Source organism: Rossellomorea sp. GQ25, assembly GCF_059758515.1.
This window is the reverse complement of record NZ_JCAXEQ010000001.1, coordinates 229,049-251,607: the sequence shown is the minus strand read 5'-3', so window position 1 is coordinate 251,607 and position 22,559 is coordinate 229,049. Positions and strand designations below refer to the sequence as shown.

Below are 22,559 nucleotides of genomic sequence, written 5' to 3'. Positions count from 1 at the left end.
AAATAAACCCACTAAGTCCCAACCTTTTTAGCCAAAACCATTCTGATTTTTGGCAGTTTTTTGTGAATCCTATCACTTTCAACATAAATATATGGTATATTATAGGAGGAATTTGCAGGAGAGGTTCGATTATAGTGAAAAACGGATTTAAAAGAATAGGTATGTTCACTTTTGTTTTGATGGTATTTTACATGAGCACCCACCGGCCTAATGAAGAACAATTTTATTTATGGCTTTTAGATGAATACAATATTGAATGTCATGAATCTATAACATGTACGAAGAAACTTGAAGGAAATTCTTATTCAACCCTGATTGAAACAGGCTCAAATGTTAAAAACGGTTACTTGCTATTTAACACAACCGGTAAAATATATGAGGATGAAAATGGCTCAAGAACTACAATTAAAGCATTGGGTGCATTCGGGAAGTATTTTACTATTATTAAGGATGAACAAGATAGATAGACTGATTAAAGGAGAAGGCATCTTTGATCAGTCTTTTCTATTTTCGATAACGTACCTTTTTCCATTTCGAGGTGTTAGGGGTTTTCTTCAAGGTAAAGACAATACTGTACACGATAACCCCGATGAATAAAATGAAAAAAATTATTCCTGCCTTCAAGCTCACTTCTTCCAGTAATCCTTGAAAACTTTTTGGAAAATACCTTCCAATCTGAAAATACACAAATCCCCAAACGAAAGCAGACGGAAGAGCATATAAGAGAAACTTCATAAAAGAAATCCCTTTTGAAGTTCCTGCAATATAAGGCATGAATAATCGGATGCCTGGTATAAAATAACTAAAAGAAATGGCAAATGGACCATACTTATTTATCCATTTTTCACCATTGTCAATGAGTTTTCTTGATTTATCTCCCTTCATAAATCGAGAAATTAATTTTGTTCCGAAATATCGGCCATTTAAAAAAGCGAAAATTCCATAAGAGATTAATCCACTATACATAAAGAAAAAGGAGGTATAGGGGTTGAAATTTCTCCATTCAGATAAATATCCCGATAGTGCAGCAGCCAGTTCGTTAGGTACCGGTAATCCTAAAAAAACAATCCAGCTAAAAAGAAACATGGCGATATATCCAAATTGATCGACCAATTGCAATAAAACCTCCATCCAGTACCACCCCACTTCACACAATGAGACTATTTTTTCGTGCTTATCAAACCTGCCTGCGTTTCTCTATTCACTACCCAATATTGATAGCTTGAAAACGCTTGGAAGCCCAACCTCTTGAGAATGGGGGCAGAGTGGCCGACTCTTGCCTGACAGGTTACAAACCGACATTGCACTCGTTTTGCCATTTCCAATCGATGGGCCACTAATGAAGAATATACACCTTTATACCGTTCTGCTGGCAGCACCCCGCTTCCATTCAGGTAAAGAACGCAATTATCACTGCTGTATCTATAGTTTCCATATCCGACGGGATCCCCTTCTTCATTGTAGGCTAACGTAAAACCTCCATCCGTTCCCAATTTACTTAGTAACTCTTTTCTTTGTTTGAAAATGACCGGTTTTTCTTCTTCGCCATATCCCCAGATAGCGGAACTGAGATTAACCAGATCATGGATGTGATGGTCATCTACAACTGTAATAACCCTATGAACAGGTGAGAGTAGGGTGTTGTTCTGGTTAAGATCAAGAAACAATCCGTCATAATAATCTTCTTTTTTACCCTTATGTAAGTGGAGGAATTCCTCTACTTGATCTAACAGAGGCTCTCTTATCCACATACTAAAGGAGTCTTCTTCAAAAAAGCCCACAATTTTCTCCCATTTTTCATGGAAATCATTTAAATTCTCCACGACGAATTTCGGTACTTTATTGGAAAATACATTCTTTAACTGATTATTTTTTATCGCTACGATTCCATCACTGTGTATACTATCCACTTCACTCGGTATCAATCGCTCTGGATAGTCCCAGTGATGTGACTCTATAGCAGTAAATAATATATCATCACTTACCTGCATGACTTCACCTCCCGGAACTCATTCGTACATCTATTCTTCTTCGTTAAGAAGATCCTGCACCTGATTTTCTGTCATCCCTATTCCAAGTAATTGTTGCTGTAACTTTTCATGATAGGACTTGCTTACATGTGGCCGACTACCACGTAGAATCTCTTTTGCATAATGATCTGGTGGACAGGTTTCCTGACACTTACCTTTCACAATAAAGGTTAATACGTCCTTGTAAAGCTTCCCACCAATATGTATGTCGATGAAAGCTGCTCTATACCACCCAGGAGCAACCCCTTCTCTCGTGAACAAGTATTCTACTGCTTGTTGAGGGAGATCATATACTACCCCTTCCATTGTACCTCCATCCTCAATGATGTCTCCCCGGCCACCATCATGTACTTTAAAGAGATACTTCATAGAATATCCTTCTAGAACTCCTGCACCAAGACAGTTTTTAAAATGGTGATCAACTTGCGCTAATTTAAAACGCTCATCATCCATGCACGATCCATACGCAAAATAAAGTATTCTAGCAGGCTTTTCATTTAGAAACTGATGTACTTTCCAATCTCCTGAAAAAATTTCTTCCTGGAACAATTCTTCGTTTCTAGAATAATACACAAAAGCTTCCTGCGGTCCATTATCTGTGTGGACCAGTTTAAGCTTTCGTATATAAAGGTTGTCTTCACGTTCTTCGATGAAATCCTCCAACTCATCTAAAGGTGATAATATACTGGAGTTGATTTTATATAATTCGCCATAAGTGGTCCCATTGCCTTCTTTTAGCGCGGGATATCCTCTTTTTGTATCGTAAAGAACACCTTCCAGCCAAGCTTGTTCCCTCATCAATATAGCTTCTTTTAATAAAAAATGATTTCTTTCGTGTTTTCTTAACGTCCCATAAACAAAAACGTACACAGATGACCCCTCCTATTGTTTACATAATTTAATTATAGTTAATTAATTAATGAAGCTTTCCTATATTTTATCAAATAGTCTCTGAAATTTCAGTTATCTAATACTCCTATTATACTTTTATATCAGTATGAAAAGGACATTCCCGATGAATCGGGAATGTCCTTTTTCAAGGAAGCGTTTTCAATTTGTTAATTACTTTTGGGAAGTGCTGCTTCTTTCGCCTGCTCTCTTAAACGAAACTTTTGAATTTTCCCTGAAGCTGTCATTGGGTAGGAATCCGTAAACTCGATATACCTTGGAATTTTATGACGGGATATCTTCCCGGTACAATATTCTTTAATCTCCACTGGTGTTGCAGTTTGACCTTCCTTCAAAATAATCCAGGCCATAACTTCTTCACCATAGACTTCATCAGGAATTCCAATGACTTGAACATCTAATACCTTTGGATGGGAATAAAGAAATTCTTCAATTTCTCTCGGATAAATATTCTCACCGCCTCGAATGATCATGTCTTTTAATCTTCCTGTAATTCTACAATAGCCGTGTTCATCCATGACCGCTAAATCTCCAGTATGCAGCCAACCTTCATGGTCTATGGCTAACCTGGTAGCCTCTTCATTCTTGTAGTACCCTTTCATAACGTGATACCCACGAGTACACAACTCTCCCTGTACCCCATAGGGAACTTCCCGGTTCGATCCCGGCTTCACTATCTTTACTTCTACATTTGGCAAGGCTTTTCCAACCGTCTCTACCTTTAATTCAATTGGGTCATGGGTACGTGTCTGAGTAATAACAGGGGAAGATTCTGTCTGACCATAGGCAATGGTTATCTCATCAGCCCCCATTTTGTCCATGACACCCTTCATCACTTCGATCGGACAGTTGCTTCCGGCCATAATTCCAGTACGCAATTGGGAGAGATCGTATTGATCAAAGTCTGGAAGGTTTAACTCGGAAATAAACATTGTTGGCACCCCATGAAGGCCTGTGCATTTTTCATCCTGCACCGTTTGGAGAACCTGTTTCGGATCGAATTCCTGTAATGGAACCATAGTAGCCCCAACAGATACACATGCAAGTGTACCCAATACACACCCGAAACAATGGAAGAATGGAACAGGGATACATAAACGGTCTTCGTTCGTCAATCTCATGCATTGAGCAATATTATAACCATTGTTTACGATATTAGAGTGAGTAAGCATGACTCCTTTAGGAAATCCTGTCGTTCCTGACGTGTATTGCATGTTGATGGCATCATGGGGGGATAGGCTCGAAAGTCTTTCATCCAACTCACCTTCCTCAACCTCATCCCCTCTATCTATAATATCCTGCCAGCTATATGTACCTGGATATGCTTTCTCCCCTAAGACAATTACATTTTTTAAATAAGGGAGTTTTGAACTCTCCAATTCTCCGGGCTTAGACGTTTTCAATTCAGGACATACTTCATACAACATATCTATATAGGAAGCCCCTCTGAACTCTTCCATCAAAATAATCGTTTTACTCTCAGATTGCTTTAATAAATATTCTAATTCAGCAGTTCGATAATTTGTATTTACGGTTACCAGTACTGCTCCCATTTTGCCCGTTGAAAACTGACTTACTAACCACTCAGGTGTGTTAGAAGCCCATATCGCGATATGATCTCCTTTATTGACCCCAAGACCCATCAATCCTTTTGCAGCTTGCCTGCACTGTTGGTTAAATTCATAATAAGACCATCTTAATCCTCTGTCTGCGTAGACGACCGCTTCAACCTCAGGCTGGATTCGAGCTTTTTCTTCGAGTAATTCCCCTACAGTTGCATGTAAAATCTCCGACAAATGAATATCCCCCTTTATCTGTATTCATGTTCAGCCTGGAACCTTTCAGTATATGTAGTCAAAGAAGTTAAATATTCAGTTCCTTATGCGTGTAATATTATCACAAAAATTAAAATTTTCAAACTAATTAATCAGGTTATTCTTTTGTCTTTTATTACGCTAAGATAAATGACAAAATTCTACATCACCTCAATGAATCCAACTATTTTATATAGACAAAAAACGTCTCCTCTAAACTTTATTCTACATAATAACTAAAAATACATCTTTAGACGTAATTTATGAAAAAACCCTTTTCAAATGAGTGATTTCTATGTAGAATATATAGAAAATATAGAAAATTCTATATTTTATACATTCCTGGGAGGTTGGTCATGAAAATCTTAAGTAATGAACAGTTGGTGGCAGCTTATCGTGATGCTGAGAAACAAGGGAATGATCAAGACTGGATTTTGCTTCTTAAGAAAGAAATTCGTAACCGAGGATTGAAGCCTTTTAGGAAATCTTGACAATGAAAATTAAAAAAGAATACTAGCTTATATCTCACCCCCTGAGATGCGATTTTAACGACAGACTCATTTTCACTTGAGTCTGTCTTTTTCCATTTTGGCTCTTTTCGCAAAGATTGTTGTTCTTTAACTTAAGACCTTCTTGGGCTCTGTCAATTATTTGTGCTGGATGGTGAGGGGAACTGCTCCGCTTTCCGGGGTCTCGGCACGACCGTACTTCCGCAGGAATCTGCGGAGTTACCCTCACCATCTATAAGAAAAATTCGTGACAGAGCTTAAAAGCTTGAAGAATGATTGTGTCTAATGCATTTATTCTTCTACTTAGTTGAGAACCACTGTTCTTTTGATTCCAATCTCATTCATAATATCCTGGTTTACGTGCATCTGGGTGTCGAATTAAGGATACGATTCCCAATTATCAAATTGAGCCCTCACAAAAACCTTGACTTACTGTTCAATCAAAATCTTTTTATAATTGCAATTTAAAAGAGGACAAGCTAAAGCCTCGGTGGGTATTGACGATAAACATTAACTGATTTCGAGCTATCATAATGAGGTTAATTTTGTGCTCCTATTGTATTTGTCTATCCATATTATTAGGCAGGAAAAATGTAGAAGCACAGAGTGGATTGTAACGGTAGGCACTTGACTCCTGCGGGAGATTGAGGAAAGGTTCGAGACCCCACAGACGGAACGTCGAGGAGGCTAGACTTCCTCCCCGGGGAATCTTGTGCCTGGAGTGGAAAGGAACGGACCATGTTTTGTTCACACTATCACTCCTCTAAAAAATAAACTTTTTTTGGAAGTTATGCAAAGCTAGTGGGTGAGAACGCAGGCGTGCAGAGGAGGCTCACCGCTCGCCCTGTGGAACCTAGCTTCCTGTAGCGGAAATCAACTACTACTCTCTTCTCTAAGATAGCAACAAACTTTACGAAAAGAGCTTTCATTTTTGAAACATACATTAACTATGCTTCTTACACTTGGAGCCATGGTATTCCTCAATCTGTTTGAATTGCTCATTATCCAATAATCCCATTTTATGAAATAGATACGAATACTGAATCACCTTTTTTGAATTGAAGTTCTTCATCATTACACCTGCCCTCCTTATTCATTTCTTAGAGTTTCCTTTGGTAAACTTTATTTTAGTTATCCATATTTTATTCTCTTAGTAAAAAAACGTGAAAAAAAGCTGATCCATAATCCACTATTGGATGTATGAATCAGCCAAATATTCATCTATTCTTATTCAATCAGGACTACTTAGCCTTCAAGTAGTAAGTCTTCTGGATTCTCAAGTAAATCTTTCACCATTGCCAGGAATCCAACTGCTTCTTTCCCATCAATGATTCTATGATCATACGATAAAGCAATGTACATCATAGGGCGATTTTCCATTGTATCTTTATCAATGGCCACTGGGCGAAGCTGAATTTTATGCATTCCTAAAATCCCAACTTGCGGTCCGTTTAAGATTGGAGTAGATAGTAATGAACCAAATACCCCACCATTTGTAATCGTGAATGAACCACCTTGCAGATCCCCAAGAGATAATTTGTTGTTTCTAGCCTTAGTGGCCAGTTCCATAATTCCCCCTTCGATTTCTGCAAAGTTCTTGCGCTCACAATCGCGTACGACAGGAACAACCAATCCATCATCCGTAGACACGGCTACGCCGACATCATAGAATTTCTTAAGAACGATTTCATCCCCATCAATTTCAGCGTTCACGTATGGGAATTTCTTAAGGGCTGCTACGACTGCTTTTGTAAAGAAACTCATGAAACCAAGTCTTACATCGTGGTCATCAAAGAATTTATCCTTTTTACGTTTACGTAGCTCCATTACTTTACTCATATCAATCTCATTAAACGTTGTAAGCATGGCAGCTGTTTGCTGAACCTCTACTAAGCGTTTCGCAATCGTTTGACGACGGCGTGACATCTTTTCACGAACTACCGGCTTTCCATCATCTTTTTTCGCAGGTGCCTTCTTCTCTTGAGCAGAAGGTTTAGATGGAGCTTCTGCTGGCTTATTGCTATAGGCTTCAATGTCCTGCTTACGAACACGGCCTAGTGGATCTGTTGGCACTTCGGAAAGATCGATGCCTTTTTCACGTGCCAACTTACGAGCCGCAGGAGAAGCGATTGGACGGTTCTTTTTATCCTCTTTCGCAGGTGCTTCTTCAGTTGCCTCTTCTTTCTTCTCTTCCTGCTTAGGGGCAGGTGCTTCTTCTTTTGTTCCAGAAGATTGAGTTTCTCCACCTGCACCAACAATGGCAATAACTTGACCGACTTCAACCGTATCGCCTTCATCAGCTTTAAGTTCTTGAATCGTACCTGCTTCTTCTGAAATGACTTCAACATTTACTTTATCTGTTTCCAGCTCAACGATGTACTCGCCCTTTTCCACATAATCCCCTGGCTGTTTCAACCATTGGGCGATTGTACCTTCTGTAATTGATTCTGCTAATTCTGGAACTTTAATTTCTGCCACTATGATGTCCTCCTCTTTCTTATCGAGTTAACGCTTCGTTAATAATTCGTGATTGTTCTTTTTTGTGTACTGTTGGTTCACCTTCTGATGGACTGGAACGTCTTCGACGACCAACATAATGAACCTCAACACCCTCAGGTGCAATGTCACGGAGTCGTGATTCGGCAAATGTCCATGCTCCCATATTCTTAGGTTCTTCTTGAATCCATACAATTTCTTTAAGGTTTGAATATCTTTCCAGAATGGCTGATATATCACCTTTAGGGAAAGGATAAATTTCTTCAACTCTAAGAATGTGTAACCAATCTTTATCATCGATATTTTGAAGCTTTTCTTCTAAATCAATCGCAATTTTTCCACTGCATAATACAACCCGTTCAACAGCATCCTGGTTCTCACCAAGACCCTTTTGCTCCAGAACTGAATGGAATTTTCCATGGGCTAATTCCTCAGCTGTGACAGCTGCAAATTGATTTCGGAGCAAGCTTTTCGGCGTCATGATTACAAGTGGTCTTACTTCTTCTTTTTGTAAAATGGCAGCTTGACGTCTAAGAATATGGAAGTATTGACCAGCTGTAGAACAGTTGGCAACCGTCCAGTTATATTCTCCACCCAGTTGCAGGAATCGTTCTAAGCGGGCACTTGAGTGTTCTGGCCCTTGACCTTCGTATCCATGCGGCAACAGCATAACCAGGCCGGTTTTTTGACCCCATTTTGCACGGCCAGCTGAAATAAATTGATCGAACATCACCTGTGCCATATTGGAGAAATCACCAAATTGCGCCTCCCAAAGAACCAACGTCTCAGGTGCAAATACATTGTACCCATACTCATATCCAACAACGGCTGTTTCAGTAAGAGGACTATTAAGAACAACAAACGAAGCATGACTGTCCTGTAGATTGTGTAAAGGAATGTATTCTTCACCAGATTTTTCATCATGAAGAACTAGGTGGCGTTGAGCAAATGTACCACGCTCTGAATCCTGTCCCGTTAATCGAATCGGCGTACCATCCTTCAAGATAGAAGCAAACGCCAATGTCTCAGCATGGGCCCAGTCTATTTTCCCTTTACCTTCAAATACCTGGCTACGTCGCTTTAAAATGCGCTCCAATTTCTTGAACACATTAAAGCCATCCGGCCATTGAAGCAGTTCATTGTTTAAACCTTCAAGCTTATTAAAATCAACACTCGTATTAATTTCCGGTAAGCCATTTGCTACGTACTCAGGTGGGGCAAGAACGGTATCGGGATCATCGTCTTTAGCCGGTACTTTATCGTAAGCCGCTTTTAATTCTGCTTCAATGTCGGTATCTAATTTGTCTACATCTGTTTCTGTGACGATTCCTTCTGAAATTAATTTTTCAGCATATAGTTTCTTAACATTTGGATGGTTTTGAATAACAGAGTACATTAATGGATTCGTCACCATCGGTTCATCCATTTCGTTATGACCAAAACGGCGGTAGCCGATCAAATCAATGACAAAGTCTTTTCCAAAGGTTTTACGATATTCATAGGCGAGCACCGCTGCAGCAAGACAAGCTTCAGGATCATCTGCATTGACATGGACAATCGGAACTTCAAAGCCTTTGGCAGTATCAGATGCATATTTCGTAGAGCGTGAATCACGGCTTTCAGTCGTGAAACCGATCATATTGTTCGCAATCAGATGAATGGATCCACCCGTGTTATATCCACGTAATTGACTCATATTTAATGTTTCAGCTACAACACCTTGTCCAGGGAAGGCAGCATCTCCGTGAATCATGATAGCGTAGGAAGTTTCCGGTGATTGCTCTGGATAACCCCTATCTTCACGAACTTCTTGTGCAGCACGTGTATAACCAGCCACAATCGGGCTCACAACCTCTAAGTGACTTGGGTTATTCGCCAGAGTAACACGTGCTCTCGCTGTTGACGACTGTAGAGGTGAGATTTCGCGATCAGCACCTAAATGATACTTAACATCACCTGTCCATCCATAAGTAATCCCTATTGATCCTTCTGAAGGTATCAGATCCTTGCTTGGGGCATGTTGGAATTCAGCAAAAATCATTTCATACGGTTTACCAATAACATGGGCCAACACGTTTAAGCGACCTCGGTGTGCCATGCCGATATTGACTGTTTTAGCACCTGATTCAACTGAATAACGAACCATTTCGTCCAATAAAGGCACCATAGAATCCAGTCCTTCAATGGAGAAACGCTTCTGACCAACAAATGTACGGTGAATATATTTTTCAAATCCATCCACTTCGGCAAGCCGTTTTAATAACGCCAGTTTCTTTTCCTTAGAAAGAGGAGTGAAATAGGATTTTGATTCAATTTTTTCTCTTAACCAATTCTTTTCTTCAAGTTCATGAACATGAGCATATTCAAATGCCAATTTTTTAGTGTAGACCTGTCTTAAATGATTGATTGCCTGCAAACCATCCCTTATGTAAGAAGGTGCATTTGGGCATAAGAAATCAACAGGAATCTGCGTTAAATCTTCCTCAGTTAAATTAAACTCAGATAGTTCAATTCTTCTTGTGTCTTTGTTTCGGTCATTAAGGGGATTAATATCCGCAGCTAAATGACCATATGTACGAATATTATCTGCTAATTTGACTGCTGCTACCATTTTACTTAACGCAGTCGGTTGTGCCGGCAACGTGAATGATGCATCCCCATGCTGAGCACTTGCGATTACTTGTACGTCTTCAGCTGTAGGAGGGCCCCATTGTTCGAATAATTCTTTCAATTCAGGATCTACGTCTGTTGGATCCTCCAGGAATTGTTCATAAACCTCCATCACATAGCCTAGGTTAGGTCCGTAAAACGATTGCCACGGTTCCCCTTTTGCCGATTGCTTTTTCATTGTGAAAAACCTCCAACTATTTTGCCAGTTAGTATAATTTGGGTATCATGTATTCTTACAATTTCAAAGCCATATTTCATTATGCAAGAATAGTAATTTTAAACACATTAAAACGCTTACAAGGACATTTTATCACTGTGCAGTAGTAAGATAAAGTCTTTAAGACAAATTTCTCAAAATTTTGTTTTCCACATTATGCATATGGATATTACTTATATTCCCATAATAAATTGCAAGAAAACCTTTTTTGTATATCGACTATTCTGAAATAATATTTTATTAAGCGCTTTCTCTTTCACCTTCTTGTATCCCTGATATAAGGGTACTTTTTTCATAAACCATCTTACTACTGTTACTAAAAAAAACCAAATATTTTTTGTTATTTTTCATAAATTTTTATAGATTATAAGTTTTTCAGAATGTTAGATAAACCTTATGTGTTTAAATTTCAACGCTGGCCCTATATTACTTTTTCATTTCTTCCCTCTTGCAATGAACTCATCGCCCATGCATTGCATACAATATAACAATCATGGCAGTTGGCCTATACAGATTAAAGTGAGGTGGTTCACATGTTCCCATGGAGTTTATTCCCTTTCAATAAAGACATGAAAGATCAAATGAATCAGATGAATCCGAAAGAAATGGATTCCTATATACAAGGAATGATGAAAAAAATGTTCCCGGGCGGATGGGACGGTATGATGAATCCGAATGATATGATGAGCGGGGCGCAATCCTTTATGAATCCGAAGGGCAATCAGGGGCAGAAATCTCAGCGGGGGCAATCTTCTCCTTCTTCTACTTCAATACCTGCAAATGTCTTTGAATCTTTTGAGGATATTTACATCCGTTTGCAGGTTCCAAGTGAAGAGTGGATGAAGCAATTGAAAATTTTCCACACATCGAATCAGGCTATTATCGAGAACATCCCTGAAAATGGGGAACGACAGGTCATCACACTCCCTTGTCTAGTGAAAAAAAAAGGCGCAGTGGCTCAATACAAGGACGGCATATTAGAGCTGAAAATACCTAAAAGCATCGACATGCAATATACAGAAATAGACGTCTCAGATAAATATTGAGACGTCATTTATCGTAGAATACATTTAATGAGCATACTTAAGAAAGATGCGTATATTGGTACCTGCGGGTTCGTTTCTTAAGGCTATGATGGCACCGTTGTAATTTTGAATGAGCTTTGCTGCAATGGCTAACCCCAAACCATACCCGCCTTTTTCACGACTTCTGGCCTTATCCACACGGTAGAACCGGTCAAAGATTTTTGGAAGATCTTCTTCTGGAATTCCGATTCCTTCGTCTTTTACTTCGATCATCACATCTTCTTCACGATTCACTAGCTTTATTTCAATGTTTGAATGCTTATCAGAGTATTTAACAGCATTATCTAACAGGATGATCATAATTTGTTCCAGATGCCTTGGCATAATAGTCACCATCGCTTCGTGATCCAACTCATCCAAGCACGAGAAAGTGCGTTCTTGATGTAGAAATTTAAAGTCTCTAATAACCTTATCAACCACTTTATGTGGATTGGTACGAGCGTTTTGAAGGTTAAATTTCTCACGATCCGCCCTGGAAAGTTCTAACAATTCACCTATAAGTCTTTTCACTCTTTCAAGTTCTTCCAATGATACCTGTAAAGATTCTTCCAGTATCGTCGGATCTTTTTTTCCCCACCTGTTCAAAAGTGCCAAGTGTCCTTCTAATACCTGTATGGGCGTTCTTAATTCATGTGATGCATCTTCAACAAATTGTTGCTGCTGCTGAAATGATTTCTCAATTTCGCTCATCATCTTATTGAAAATTTGCGATAGATCACTGATTTCATCATGGGCCTTCACAATCTCAACTCTTTCGTGAAATCCTTTTCTTTCAATGGATCTCATTGTTTCAGAAAGCTTATTTAATGGACGCACAAAACTTCTAGCCATGAAATAGCCGATAATTGCACTGATCAAGAGCGCTAATACCCCCGTGATGGTCATCATCCAGAACAGGTTCTTCATGATCTTTTCATATCGATTTAAAGGCTGGATAATTTCAACATATCCATTGAATTGACTCGATCGTATAGGAGATCTCCCAATAAGCATTTGTTTTTCCTCAGATTCAATGAGTGTAACCGAGTTCTCTCTAACGGGTTGAAAAGGTACGTAAAAAGCCGATTCATTTTCACCTCTTATTTCCAATACTTGATTCCCCTGATGATCTAAAATACGTATAGTCTGGTCCTTTTCAGCTATTTGTTTCATCAAATCCCGGCTATCATAAATGTCCTGGAGCTGTATATTTGGCCCTCTTTGTTTGAAGAACACCGTAATTTCATCCAGTACACGACCAAAATTATTTTCTTCTTCAGCCACCATCCACTTACTGATTGCATGATATTGAAAAAAACTAAATAAGAAAAAGGCTAGGAATATGGCTGAACCAGCGGCTAATGCCCACTTTACTTTAAGAGAAGAGGGCTTAAAACGATCCAGGAGTGTATTCATGTCCTCATCACATACCCAGTACCGCGTACAGTTTGGATGTAGCTATCTTCGTCAGGCGAATCAATTTTATTACGTAAGTATCTTACATAAACATCCACTACGTTCGTTTCAACCTCGGTATCATAGCCCCACACTTTATTGAGAAGGACTTCACGGGTCAAAACAATATTCTTATTTTCCAAAAAGGCTAGTAATAGGTCGTACTCCCTTTTTGTAACCTCGATTTCATGTTCAAGCTTAAATACTTGCCGGGATTCCTTTTGAACGGTGATATCACGGTAATGATAAGTTGTTTGAGTCGAAGCTGCTGCTTCATTTCCGGCTCGTCTAAATACGGCCCTCAATCTCGCTAACAGTTCTTCAATGGCAAAAGGCTTAACGATATAATCATCTGCACCGCTGTCCAATCCTGATACACGGTCCATTACACTATCCCTTGCCGTGATCATGAGGATTGGAATAGCTTTCACTTGCCGGATTCTTCTGCAAACCTCAAGTCCGTTTAAATTAGGGAGCATAAGATCCAATAAGATAATGTCCCAATCCTCGTTTAAAGCTTTCTCTAACCCCCCTCTTCCATCATAGGCAAGACTTACTTCATATCCTTCATATTTAAGTTCCAGTTCAATGAACCGGGAGAGATTTTTTTCATCTTCAATGACTAAAATTCTTTTCACATAAATCACCTGCTCTAAATGCTTAATACGTCTTATTTTATTTTACTTTTGCTGAAAATAAAATCATTAAGCGCTTGAAAGATTTCAATGCCTTGATACGTCATTAATGTAATGGCAGTAAAACTGAAAAATAAAATAGGAATTATTCGAATCCACATGGTCCATACCTCCCTTTTATCATTACCGTCATTTTCCTCCACTTTCATTAAAATTCAATGAGAAAAGGGTAAGTTTTCAGTTAGAGAAAATGGAACTATTTTGTTTACATAATACTATTACAATGAAATAAATAAGTGGTATGAAAACGCCCCTCTTGAAGAAAATAAACAGTGTATAAATAAGAATGAGGTGCACGAAATGGAAAGTAAGAAAAAATTAGATTTACTGGCGTTATCCTCTATACCTTTAGTTATGACACTCGGAAATTCGATGTTGATCCCTGTTCTGCCCCAATTAGAAAAGGAGCTTAACATTACGGGATTTCAATCAAGCTTGATTATCACCGTTTACTCCATCATAGCCATACTCTGCATTCCAATTGCCGGTTACTTATCCGATCGTTTCGGAAGGAAAATGATTTTAATACCCAGTTTAGTCATTGCAGGAATCGGTGGCCTCATTTGTGGATTTGCTTCCATATATGGTTCCAACGCCTATATTTTTGTTATTGTAGGAAGGGTTGTTCAAGGAATTGGAGCAGCCGGTGCCTTCCCGGTCGTCATCCCTACCGTCGGTGATCTGTATGAGGATGATGAACAAATCACCAAGGGATTGGGCTTAATCGAGACATCTAATACATTCGGCAAAGTTCTAAGCCCGATACTTGGTGCATTATTTGCTGCATGGATTTGGTTTATTCCCTTCTTTTCCATTCCAGTATTTTCACTTTTATCCATTTTACTGATTTGGGTATTTGTAAAAGTCCCAGCTAAAAAAGGAGAAGAAGCGAAACAAACCATTAAGGAATTTGTTCATGAGGTGGGAACCGTCCTTAGGAAGGAAAAGAAATGGATCTTCGGAATATTTGTTATCGGAATCATTTCCATGTTTACTTTATTTGGATTTTTATATTATTTATCAACCCGCTTAGAGCAGGCTTATGGAATTAACGGAGTAATGAAGGGACTATACTTAGCAGTCCCACTCCTTTTTTTATGCCTTACCTCCTATATAACCGGAAAAGTTATGGGAAAGAGCAAAGTCAAGATGAAGTGGGTCATCGTATTTGGATCCCTAATGAGTTCGGTGGCTTTCTTTCCATTAATTTTCTCTGAAGGAAAATGGGTAACCTTGAGTATATTTTCCATTGCTGGTATCGGAATGGGCGCAGCCCTTCCCTGTTTGGATGCATTGATTACAGAAGGAATTGAGAAAGAACACCGTGGCACCATTACCTCCATTTACAGTTCGATGAGGTTTACAGGTGTCGCTTTAGGTCCTCCTATAGTAGCGTTGATTGAACCTTTGAGTACCTTTATCATTTTCATAGTCCTATGCCTATTTTCCAGCCTGGTCGGAATGCTTTTCATTAAGGTTCCGGAAACTCCACCGCAAACTGTCTCAACTAAAAAGACTTAAGGATTCATTCCATGATGAAAAAACGGAGCTGAATGCAGGCTTCGTTTTTCAATTTGCACACCCACTTTGCTGAGTAGAATAAAGAAAGCTCGTTCTTTACGATTCCAACATGTTTATTTCGATTCATAATGTGGTAGATATATCCATAAACATGATAGGGATAGTAAGGGAGGAATATATATGACTTGGATAATCGTGATTGTTTCTCTTTTTGTTCTTCTCATTCTGGCTGAAGAAGTCATTAATTATTTTCTACGTACAAAAGTAATGGATCATCACCCCAAGGCGAATAGAAGCGAAGGAAAGATGAAATCTTTGATTCAAAAAGTAAAGCTGAAACTGACTCATTCACAGTAAGTAGTACTACATAGACTAAAAGGTGGAGAAGTTCTTCTCTTCCTTCCCCTTAATCACTTCTTTGACACAATATGCAGTGTTTCATTTGGTTGATGTGATAACATATCGTTAACCTCTTGAGGATATAATTGTACTTTTGAAAGTTCTTCAATTGGAATCCACTTGTATAATAAACGATCCCCTTCCATTCCATGAAAGGCGTCCTTTTGAATAATCACCCTGTCTGATGCTTTGACTTTAAAGTAAAATCCAATTTCATGGAAATCCCATTCTTTATATGGAAAGAAATTTTCGTTCACCATGATCAATTGTTCTACATGAATTTCAATTCCTAATTCCTCTCGCATTTCTCTCTTTAAGCTTTCCTGTGATGCTTCTCCCATTACGACTCTTCCACCGGGCAACGACCAGTAACTGTCTTCCACTTGTTTATGTAATAAAATATGGTCCTGTTCTATCCAGACGGCCACTACCCTGTAATTAAAAACGTTTTGGTTTTGTTTAAACACAAGATCCATTTGACCCCTCCTTCCCCTTCATTCTAACCCATAAAAAACCAATATTGTCTAAAAATACACAAAAAGAAGACAAAAGCTTCAGCAAAACTTTTGTCTCCAAAGGAAAGAAATTAGAATGGGTCTTACAAAATAAAGATTTAAACAAAAAGAAAGCTACCCCACTTTCTTTTTGTTTAGGGAGTGATAAATCCTTATTCATAAGCAAGATTCATTGTAACGGGTGAAAAAGTGAACTCTATTAGAACAAGATTAAAATTTGATGAGAAAATCATTTTCTCCCTTAATTCTCCACTACTCTATCAGAAAAGCATCCAGATTAAATTTATGATATGATAAATAAGAATTCAGAATGTTACAATTCATTCTAGTGGATGAAAGGATGGAAAAATGAAAATCGATTTAAACTGTGATTTAGGAGAAAGTTTTGGTACATATACAATTGGACAAGATGATGAAATGATGAAATTCGTTTCCTCCGTCAATGTCGCTTGCGGATTCCATGCAGGAGATCCTCTCGTAATGAAACAAACAGTCACAAATGCATTAAGTCACAATCTAAAGATCGGTGCTCACCCTGGATTGCCTGACCTTCAAGGGTTTGGAAGAAGAGTGATCCATGTCACCCCTGAAGAAGTATATGCCCTTGTACAATATCAAATTGGCGCCTTACTCGCATTTATTAAGGCACAGGGAGGCAAGTTGTCACATGTAAAGCCTCATGGTGCCCTCTATAATATGGCTGCGAGGGATTCCGAACTCGCTGCATCGATTGCTAAAGCAGTATACGACCTTGACCCTGGATTAACATTGTTCGGCCTTTCTCAAAGTGAGCTGACAAAAGCAGGAGAAGAACTCGGGTTGCGTGTTGCTCATGAAGTATTTGCCGATCGATCCTATCAATCTGATGGTTCACTAACTCCCCGTTCCCTTCCCAATGCCGTACTTCATGATGAAAACGAAGTCGAAAAGCAAGTCTTACGAATGGTGGAGAAACAAGAAGTAGTTTCAACAGATGGTGAGGTATTATCAATTAAAGCGGATACCATTTGTCTTCATGGAGATAACACGGCTGCTTTAAACCTTGCTAAAAGATTATTTGAAAAGTTAAGTTGAATTATATAAGGGCTATACTAAAGCCCTTATTCTATGGAGAATGTATAGGATTGTCTATTGTATAGAAGATAGGAGCAGTCTCTAATGAATAAGACTTTACTACTCGAAGGTTTCCGCTGGATGTTCATATTACTTGTTGCTTGCGTTATTATTCTATATGGCTATCAACGGTTCCTTTTGCACTCTGGCATTAAAACATCTCTACAAACCGTATCTCCCGACTCAATCATCATTGGAATCATTCAAACTCATACCACTGATAATAAAGAAAAAGTGTATGAAGCTCTATACAAGACAAAAGACGGAAAGTGCTACAGGGCTTCATTCGAGCGTAAGAGGCACACATTCATAGGAAATCAGGAGACATCTTGTGAATAGAAGGTGTAGACCGATGAAACGAGCCATTCATATCTTTCCTCGATTTGAATCAGCAGAAGAAATTTATAAAATCAGAAAAATCCATGATCCATTATGGGATAAAATCCCTCCCCACATTACACTCGTTTTCCCTTTTACTGCGAGCATACCAACTAGTGAAATCATTTCACATGTGCATAACGTAGCTAGTCAGATGCATCCATTTCACCTGATGTTAAAGGAGATTACAGGTGCATCTGGTGAATATTTATATCTTAATGTAAAAAAAGGGAATGATTCCGTCATTCATTTACACGATGAACTGTATAAAGGATTGCTAACTCCTTTCCGGAACCCCTACTATACCTACACCCCTCATATCACATTGGGGCGGATTAAATTAAAAGAAGAATTCCATCGAGTTGTAAAAGAGTTTGTAGGTTGGAATGAATGCTTCCACACTGTAGTAAATGAAATCGTAGTAGAGGAAATGGATGAACAGGATGTATCCAATGTAATCCGTGTAATACCACTTAATAGCCAGCACCATATTGATAAAGAGTATGGCTGGTTTTAAGCAAGCCATTTAGTGGAATTAGAGGAATAAGACATACATAGAAAGGGTCATTGCTATGATAAAAACTCTTACAATCGATACAAAAAAACGCGATCAGATGATTGATATCACCACTTATGTCCAAGACATCATCATCAATGCAAAAATGAAGGAAGGTATTGTTGTGGTTCAATCCTTACACACAACAGCCGGAATCACGGTGAATGAAAATGCGGATCCCGATGTAAAAACAGATTTTCTACGTCGATTAGACGAGGTATACCCTTGGGAACATACTCTCGACCTTCATGGAGAAGGAAACACAGCTGCTCATTTAAAGACAAGTACGGTCGGACACTCTCAAACAATCATTGTTACTAATGGAGAACTTCTATTGGGAACTTGGCAAGGCATCTACCTCTGTGAGTTTGATGGTCCACGTTCAAGAAGAAGGGTTTCGGTTAAAACGATTAAAACTGAATAACGAACGAAATGACTCGGGGGCATTTCCTCGAGTCTTTCTATTCTATAAAACGTTCTCTTATGTTTTGCGAAGGCAGCACACAAGTCTCTTGTTTCCCAAACCATTTGTATCTATTCACGGCAATCCATCTGTATACCCTATCTCTTAGGGGCTTAGGAACGATTATGCATGCAGTAAAGAGCTTCCATGGCCATGTCAAATGAGAGCAAACCTTTAAAGCAGCGGTTGATTCCACATACGCTTTATGATCTTCAATTAATACAAAGCTATCTGTAGTATGAGGAATGTTATGCTTCTTCAATAATTGTCGACCAATATCGCTTTGTAAGGAAGCAAACTGGTAGATTCCTTCAGGATCACGTTCGATAATAAATCGCACACTACGATTGCAAAAATTACATATGCCATCAAACAAAATTATTGCCAATGAAATCACACCGTTTCATGAATATCCCATAATCCCTTCTAATTATAATAGAATTCAAAACATCTTTCCAGGAAGTTACCTGCTCTCAACTTTTTGAATGCTCCGATAGGTGACCTACTTCATTATATGAATGAACTGCCCATCGTTCATTTTTAAATTGGAGATTGGTCAGGCAGCCGTTAAATAGCTTCACATGCCCCAGTACTGCCTCTTCTTCATGAAACTCCCGTAAAACTGCACTGATGACAGCTCCGTGAGCAACTAAAAGTACCTTCTTGTCGGGAAACCGAATATGAATCTCTTCCAGCCCGTCCTGCACCCTCTCGATCAACTCTTCGTACGATTCCATATTCGGAAAGATAAAGTCAGGATATCGCTCTTCCCTTTCTTCACGGGGCAGTCCCTCTCCCTTACCAAAATGGCGTTCCTTGAAATGATCCATTTCAACTATTGGCAGTTCCAATGATTCATTGATAATATCCGCTGTTTTTTTGGCTCTCATCAAAGAAGTGGTTATGAGAACATCCCATTGTGATTTCTTCAAAAATTCTCTGCATTCTTCTGCTTGAAGCTCTCCAGTTTCATTTAATGGTATATCTGTTTGACCTTGTAATTTCCCCAAAAGATTCCATTCTGTTTGACCATGTCTTACTAAACATATATGAGTCATTTCATTTACTCCTTCTATTAAAGTTGCTGTTTCTAATGTCCGTACATTATCCATGCTTTAAGAAAGTTATAATTCTGCTAGATTTTATGATATACTATATTACCATTAAAAGAGATTATTTCGAAAGTGTTCAATAAATGAGCAGTATAAGGAGTTGGCTGAAAAGAATGAGAGATGAATTATTATATCTGGGTCAAGAGATCGTTTCACATAAATCTGAAATTGCTAAAGGTGTAATCGACTATCAGGAACAACGTTACTCTGAACAACTTAAGTTTTCAGGTGTGAAAATGGAGAAGATCACAGAGTGGAGAATTGAATTAATACAAATACTGGGTGAATCTTTATATGAAGATCAAAAGGATTCTCTCATTAAAATAAAAGAGTGGACTCAGAAAGTTGGGAAAATAGCCATCGAAAAAGGTATCTCCCTAAACGAATCTTTAAAAACTCTATCCACATTCCGTATGGCCATTTGGGATATTTTCACTGAACAGATCATCGACAAACAAATTTCAGCCTCCATTATGCTGCAATCAAACAAAAAGATAAATCCCTTGCTCGATGAAATTGCTTATCTTTTCAATGAGTTATTTATAAAGCAGCAAAAAGATCAGTTGGCCCTTGTTCATACTGCTATGGATGAACTTTCAGCACCGATTGTGCCGATAGCTGACAAAATTGCGATTCTTCCTCTTATCGGTGAAATTGATACTCATAGAGCCAGCTCTGTTTTGGAAACGGCACTTAAGAAAAGCTCTGAATTGCAATTAGACTATTTATTTATTGACATATCCGGTGTAGCAATCATGGACACGATGGTTTCGCATAATATCTATCAAATTGTAAATGCTTTAAAAATGATGGGTGTCCAATCGGTATTAACAGGTATCCGTCCTGAAGTTGCCCATACTTTAGGGAATTTGGGTATAACCTTCAAGGATTTAAAAACAAGCTCAAGCTTAAAACAGGCTCTCGAAGACATCGGATTCAATCAATATAATGTATAACCAGAAGCCATTTGCAACATGGCTTCTGGTTTTTTTGGTTATTTCCAAACACTAGTCACTCTTTTTTATTTTATGATGAAATAATAGTTGAATGCTTTGAACGGCCAGATATATGGGAATTGACCAATACATTTCATACCCTTTATCGAAATGGAATATGCCGATTTTGACCGCGAACCATTCCATCAAGAGAGAAAAAGCTGTCCAAATCAATAAATAAACAAGATTCATAACCCTCTTATCTTTAGCTTTCTATATATGTATATGAAGAAATAACTATAAGGGCCATACATGATGTAACTTATAAAGTCAATTGCCTGGTAAGCGGAACTGTCATTGACATCATAAAAATCCCATGGAGGAATACTAATCGTATGATCATAGAACATTCCTATTGATATGCCATAAATATAATAACTTACCCCTTCCAGGAATGAAAATATTTTTGGAGTGATCCAGATCAATAAAAGGAGAGCGATGAGACTAATGATGATAAACCACTCGTTTAAGTCAAATGACCTCTCATAGATTCTGTCCACTATCTCTCTCCTCCTTTTTCTGCAAAAAATAAAGCCCTAGTCCTATCCAAATACAAATCAATAAATATGTTCCATTAATGATAATTGTATTTAAAAGGCTTCAGATACAAATAATAAAAATCGATGAGTTTTATTTCCGTAATTCAAGTAACCATTTACCATGACAATCCCGACTAATGGCAAAATGCATTCCCGGTTTATCAATAAGCTAATAAATTGAGTAACGTCCTCTGATGCCCTCAACCACTCCAGCTTATTGGTCATAATCGTAATGTAATTCGTTGAAATGATCGATAACACCATGAACTGTATGGAGTTTGAAGTGAATGAAAGTTTTTTTCGCATAAAAATGACAATATAAATCAGTATGATCAATATGGAAATGAAGAAAGGAAGAGACATTGACTTCTCCTTAGATTTTTCTTACTATCTATGCCTCAATCGACTCATTACATAACCAAAATTGTGACAAGAGAGTTTGGATGTTTGTATTATTTTGCAAAGGGAAAAGAGTAAAGGAGAATGAAGGAGGTAATTTGATGAGAAATGAATCTTTCAACCCCAAATATGCAAGAGATGAAATAAAAGAAGTCTTTGTTGATGGTTTGCAGCGAGACTTATCACCTGAAGAAGAAGGACTTATCTCAGGATGGACTCAAACCCTTAACAAAAGCGAACGTGCCACCATCATTAATCTGCTAAAAGAATTACTAAACAAGCATAAAAGACATGACTAAACCAAAAGCGGAGGCGGCTTGCCAGAGGCGACAAGCATATGTGTCGGGACTACCGGAAAGGCGCTCTTTGCCTTTTTGATAGTCCTGGCTTATGACCTCGAGCCTCTAGCCGCCGGAGCTGGATGAAACCAAAAGCGGAGGCGGCTTGGTCAGCCCCGACAAGCATAAGCAATCTGTTATTAATGCGAGCATAAAGAAAAGGCAAGCCCTAATCCAGGCTTGCCTTTTCTCATTTATAGTAATGTTCCTCTTACATATCACTTGTCAAATCCAGAAGTTTATCAATGTCAATGCGATAGATTGGGCGATTTATATCCTCTTGTCCAAGTTCTACGGTATCTTCTAGTACATCATCAATGTTCATACTTTTAAATACCTCCCAAGTTGTGTGTTCGCTCTGCATGGCTACAA

At 38.5% G+C, this 22,559-nt stretch carries 25 protein-coding genes; 11 read left to right on the top strand and 14 right to left on the bottom strand.

All coding sequences use genetic code 11. The features are described from left to right. The first annotated feature begins 134 nt into the window (after nt 1-134). Complete coding sequence (locus tag AC6CIB_RS01400; RefSeq protein ID WP_498277545.1) at nt 135-467, top strand: hypothetical protein; 333 nt, start codon at nt 135-137, stop codon at nt 465-467. 37 nt (nt 468-504) lie between these two features. Here the strand turns inward: AC6CIB_RS01400 and AC6CIB_RS01395 are convergent, their stop codons facing one another. The 4 genes from AC6CIB_RS01395 to AC6CIB_RS01380 form a co-directional block, all read right to left on the bottom strand. Further along, complete coding sequence (locus tag AC6CIB_RS01395; RefSeq protein WP_498277544.1) at nt 505-1,131, bottom strand: DedA family protein; 627 nt, start codon at nt 1,129-1,131, stop codon at nt 505-507. Between the two features lie 29 nt (nt 1,132-1,160). Next, a complete protein-coding gene (locus tag AC6CIB_RS01390) occupies nt 1,161-1,991 on the bottom strand; it encodes a GNAT family N-acetyltransferase (protein ID WP_498277542.1) in 831 nt (276 codons plus the stop codon). A gap of 30 nt (nt 1,992-2,021) precedes the next feature. Next, entirely contained in the window at nt 2,022-2,900 is an 879-nt protein-coding gene (locus AC6CIB_RS01385; RefSeq protein WP_498277540.1) for a gamma-glutamylcyclotransferase family protein, read from the bottom strand. A 188-nt stretch (nt 2,901-3,088) separates the two neighbouring features. Then, nucleotides 3,089-4,726 carry an AMP-binding protein gene (locus AC6CIB_RS01380; protein ID WP_498278606.1) on the bottom strand — a complete coding sequence of 546 codons (1,638 nt, stop codon included), beginning with the start codon at nt 4,724-4,726 and terminating at the stop codon, nt 3,089-3,091. A 383-nt stretch (nt 4,727-5,109) separates the two neighbouring features. Here AC6CIB_RS01380 and sda point away from each other — a divergent pair, with 383 nt between their 5' ends. Next, on the top strand, nt 5,110-5,244 hold the full coding sequence (gene sda, locus AC6CIB_RS01375) for a sporulation histidine kinase inhibitor Sda (protein WP_044336757.1): 135 nt from the start codon (nt 5,110-5,112) through the stop codon (nt 5,242-5,244). 961 nt (nt 5,245-6,205) lie between these two features. Here the strand turns inward: sda and AC6CIB_RS01370 are convergent. The 3 genes from AC6CIB_RS01370 to AC6CIB_RS01360 form a co-directional block, all read right to left on the bottom strand. Further along, on the bottom strand, nt 6,206-6,337 hold the full coding sequence (locus AC6CIB_RS01370) for a hypothetical protein (RefSeq protein ID WP_498277539.1): 132 nt from the start codon (nt 6,335-6,337) through the stop codon (nt 6,206-6,208). A 170-nt stretch (nt 6,338-6,507) separates the two neighbouring features. Then, nucleotides 6,508-7,740: a 2-oxoglutarate dehydrogenase complex dihydrolipoyllysine-residue succinyltransferase gene (gene odhB / locus AC6CIB_RS01365; protein ID WP_498277537.1), complete on the bottom strand. Its 1,233-nt coding sequence runs from the start codon at nt 7,738-7,740 to the stop codon at nt 6,508-6,510. Between the two features lie 19 nt (nt 7,741-7,759). Beyond that, nucleotides 7,760-10,606, bottom strand: a complete 2,847-nt coding sequence (locus AC6CIB_RS01360) for a 2-oxoglutarate dehydrogenase E1 component (protein WP_498277536.1) — start codon at nt 10,604-10,606, stop codon at nt 7,760-7,762. 572 nt (nt 10,607-11,178) lie between these two features. On the opposite strand from AC6CIB_RS01360, the gene AC6CIB_RS01355 reads away from it, so the two are divergent. After that, a complete protein-coding gene (locus tag AC6CIB_RS01355; RefSeq protein ID WP_498277535.1) occupies nt 11,179-11,691 on the top strand; it encodes an Hsp20/alpha crystallin family protein in 513 nt (170 codons plus the stop codon). Nucleotides 11,692-11,715: 24 nt separating this feature from the next. Here the strand turns inward: AC6CIB_RS01355 and AC6CIB_RS01350 are convergent, their stop codons facing one another. Beyond that, entirely contained in the window at nt 11,716-13,125 is a 1,410-nt protein-coding gene (locus AC6CIB_RS01350) for a HAMP domain-containing sensor histidine kinase (RefSeq protein ID WP_498277534.1), read from the bottom strand. Beyond that, the gene (locus AC6CIB_RS01345; protein WP_498277533.1) at nt 13,122-13,802 is read right to left on the bottom strand and encodes a response regulator transcription factor; all 681 of its coding nucleotides are present in this window, start codon (nt 13,800-13,802) and stop codon (nt 13,122-13,124) included. Before AC6CIB_RS01345 ends, AC6CIB_RS01350 begins: the two co-directional genes overlap by 4 nt. A gap of 285 nt (nt 13,803-14,087) precedes the next feature. Here AC6CIB_RS01345 and AC6CIB_RS01340 point away from each other — a divergent pair, with 285 nt between their 5' ends. Then, nucleotides 14,088-15,380 (top strand): MFS transporter, encoded by a 1,293-nt coding sequence (locus tag AC6CIB_RS01340; RefSeq protein WP_498278604.1) that lies wholly within the window; start codon nt 14,088-14,090, stop codon nt 15,378-15,380. A 180-nt stretch (nt 15,381-15,560) separates the two neighbouring features. Beyond that, the gene (locus tag AC6CIB_RS01335; RefSeq protein ID WP_498277532.1) at nt 15,561-15,737 is read left to right on the top strand and encodes a hypothetical protein; all 177 of its coding nucleotides are present in this window, start codon (nt 15,561-15,563) and stop codon (nt 15,735-15,737) included. A 53-nt stretch (nt 15,738-15,790) separates the two neighbouring features. Here AC6CIB_RS01335 and AC6CIB_RS01330 read toward each other — a convergent pair whose 3' ends face one another. Next, a complete protein-coding gene (locus AC6CIB_RS01330; RefSeq protein ID WP_498277531.1) occupies nt 15,791-16,255 on the bottom strand; it encodes an NUDIX hydrolase in 465 nt (154 codons plus the stop codon). A 387-nt stretch (nt 16,256-16,642) separates the two neighbouring features. On the opposite strand from AC6CIB_RS01330, the gene AC6CIB_RS01325 reads away from it, so the two are divergent. The 4 genes from AC6CIB_RS01325 (at nt 16,643) to AC6CIB_RS01310 (ending at nt 18,765) form a co-directional block, all read left to right on the top strand. Next, nucleotides 16,643-17,368 (top strand): LamB/YcsF family protein, encoded by a 726-nt coding sequence (locus AC6CIB_RS01325; RefSeq protein ID WP_498277529.1) that lies wholly within the window; start codon nt 16,643-16,645, stop codon nt 17,366-17,368. Nucleotides 17,369-17,452: 84 nt separating this feature from the next. Continuing rightward, nucleotides 17,453-17,746 (top strand): hypothetical protein, encoded by a 294-nt coding sequence (locus AC6CIB_RS01320; protein ID WP_498277528.1) that lies wholly within the window; start codon nt 17,453-17,455, stop codon nt 17,744-17,746. A 13-nt stretch (nt 17,747-17,759) separates the two neighbouring features. Then, the gene (locus tag AC6CIB_RS01315; protein ID WP_498277526.1) at nt 17,760-18,302 is read left to right on the top strand and encodes a 2'-5' RNA ligase family protein; all 543 of its coding nucleotides are present in this window, start codon (nt 17,760-17,762) and stop codon (nt 18,300-18,302) included. 55 nt (nt 18,303-18,357) lie between these two features. Then, the gene (locus AC6CIB_RS01310) at nt 18,358-18,765 is read left to right on the top strand and encodes a secondary thiamine-phosphate synthase enzyme YjbQ (protein ID WP_498277525.1); all 408 of its coding nucleotides are present in this window, start codon (nt 18,358-18,360) and stop codon (nt 18,763-18,765) included. Nucleotides 18,766-18,802: 37 nt separating this feature from the next. Here AC6CIB_RS01310 and AC6CIB_RS01305 read toward each other — a convergent pair whose 3' ends face one another. Together AC6CIB_RS01305 and AC6CIB_RS01300 are read right to left on the bottom strand one after the other, a co-directional pair. Continuing rightward, nucleotides 18,803-19,192: a thiol-disulfide oxidoreductase DCC family protein gene (locus AC6CIB_RS01305; protein WP_498277523.1), complete on the bottom strand. Its 390-nt coding sequence runs from the start codon at nt 19,190-19,192 to the stop codon at nt 18,803-18,805. Between the two features lie 85 nt (nt 19,193-19,277). Continuing rightward, nucleotides 19,278-19,862: a histidine phosphatase family protein gene (locus tag AC6CIB_RS01300; RefSeq protein WP_498277522.1), complete on the bottom strand. Its 585-nt coding sequence runs from the start codon at nt 19,860-19,862 to the stop codon at nt 19,278-19,280. 167 nt (nt 19,863-20,029) lie between these two features. On the opposite strand from AC6CIB_RS01300, the gene AC6CIB_RS01295 reads away from it, so the two are divergent. Then, nucleotides 20,030-20,872, top strand: coding sequence for an STAS domain-containing protein (locus tag AC6CIB_RS01295; protein ID WP_498277521.1), 843 nt, complete (start codon nt 20,030-20,032; stop codon nt 20,870-20,872). A gap of 227 nt (nt 20,873-21,099) precedes the next feature. Here AC6CIB_RS01295 and AC6CIB_RS01290 read toward each other — a convergent pair whose 3' ends face one another. Together AC6CIB_RS01290 and AC6CIB_RS01285 are read right to left on the bottom strand one after the other, a co-directional pair. After that, a complete protein-coding gene (locus tag AC6CIB_RS01290) occupies nt 21,100-21,411 on the bottom strand; it encodes a hypothetical protein (protein ID WP_498277520.1) in 312 nt (103 codons plus the stop codon). 90 nt (nt 21,412-21,501) lie between these two features. Next, the gene (locus AC6CIB_RS01285; RefSeq protein WP_498277518.1) at nt 21,502-21,813 is read right to left on the bottom strand and encodes a hypothetical protein; all 312 of its coding nucleotides are present in this window, start codon (nt 21,811-21,813) and stop codon (nt 21,502-21,504) included. 137 nt (nt 21,814-21,950) lie between these two features. On the opposite strand from AC6CIB_RS01285, the gene AC6CIB_RS01280 reads away from it, so the two are divergent. After that, nucleotides 21,951-22,148 (top strand): hypothetical protein, encoded by a 198-nt coding sequence (locus tag AC6CIB_RS01280; protein ID WP_498277517.1) that lies wholly within the window; start codon nt 21,951-21,953, stop codon nt 22,146-22,148. Nucleotides 22,149-22,559 lie beyond the last annotated feature (411 nt).

Coding starts and splice junctions, on each gene's coding strand:
- AC6CIB_RS01395 (WP_498277544.1), bottom strand. CDS start 1,131: ATGGAGGTTTTATTGCAATTGGTCGATCAATTTGGATATATCGCCATG.
- AC6CIB_RS01390 (WP_498277542.1), bottom strand. CDS start 1,991: ATGCAGGTAAGTGATGATATATTATTTACTGCTATAGAGTCACATCAC.
- sda (WP_044336757.1), top strand. CDS start 5,110: ATGAAAATCTTAAGTAATGAACAGTTGGTGGCAGCTTATCGTGATGCT.
- AC6CIB_RS01370 (WP_498277539.1), bottom strand. CDS start 6,337: ATGATGAAGAACTTCAATTCAAAAAAGGTGATTCAGTATTCGTATCTA.
- AC6CIB_RS01360 (WP_498277536.1), bottom strand. CDS start 10,606: ATGAAAAAGCAATCGGCAAAAGGGGAACCGTGGCAATCGTTTTACGGA.
- AC6CIB_RS01355 (WP_498277535.1), top strand. CDS start 11,179: ATGTTCCCATGGAGTTTATTCCCTTTCAATAAAGACATGAAAGATCAA.
- AC6CIB_RS01350 (WP_498277534.1), bottom strand. CDS start 13,125: ATGAATACACTCCTGGATCGTTTTAAGCCCTCTTCTCTTAAAGTAAAG.
- AC6CIB_RS01335 (WP_498277532.1), top strand. CDS start 15,561: ATGACTTGGATAATCGTGATTGTTTCTCTTTTTGTTCTTCTCATTCTG.
- AC6CIB_RS01330 (WP_498277531.1), bottom strand. CDS start 16,255: ATGGATCTTGTGTTTAAACAAAACCAAAACGTTTTTAATTACAGGGTA.
- AC6CIB_RS01325 (WP_498277529.1), top strand. CDS start 16,643: ATGAAAATCGATTTAAACTGTGATTTAGGAGAAAGTTTTGGTACATAT.
- AC6CIB_RS01320 (WP_498277528.1), top strand. CDS start 17,453: ATGAATAAGACTTTACTACTCGAAGGTTTCCGCTGGATGTTCATATTA.
- AC6CIB_RS01315 (WP_498277526.1), top strand. CDS start 17,760: ATGAAACGAGCCATTCATATCTTTCCTCGATTTGAATCAGCAGAAGAA.
- AC6CIB_RS01310 (WP_498277525.1), top strand. CDS start 18,358: ATGATAAAAACTCTTACAATCGATACAAAAAAACGCGATCAGATGATT.
- AC6CIB_RS01300 (WP_498277522.1), bottom strand. CDS start 19,862: ATGACTCATATATGTTTAGTAAGACATGGTCAAACAGAATGGAATCTT.
- AC6CIB_RS01295 (WP_498277521.1), top strand. CDS start 20,030: ATGAGAGATGAATTATTATATCTGGGTCAAGAGATCGTTTCACATAAA.
- AC6CIB_RS01285 (WP_498277518.1), bottom strand. CDS start 21,813: ATGTCTCTTCCTTTCTTCATTTCCATATTGATCATACTGATTTATATT.
- AC6CIB_RS01280 (WP_498277517.1), top strand. CDS start 21,951: ATGAGAAATGAATCTTTCAACCCCAAATATGCAAGAGATGAAATAAAA.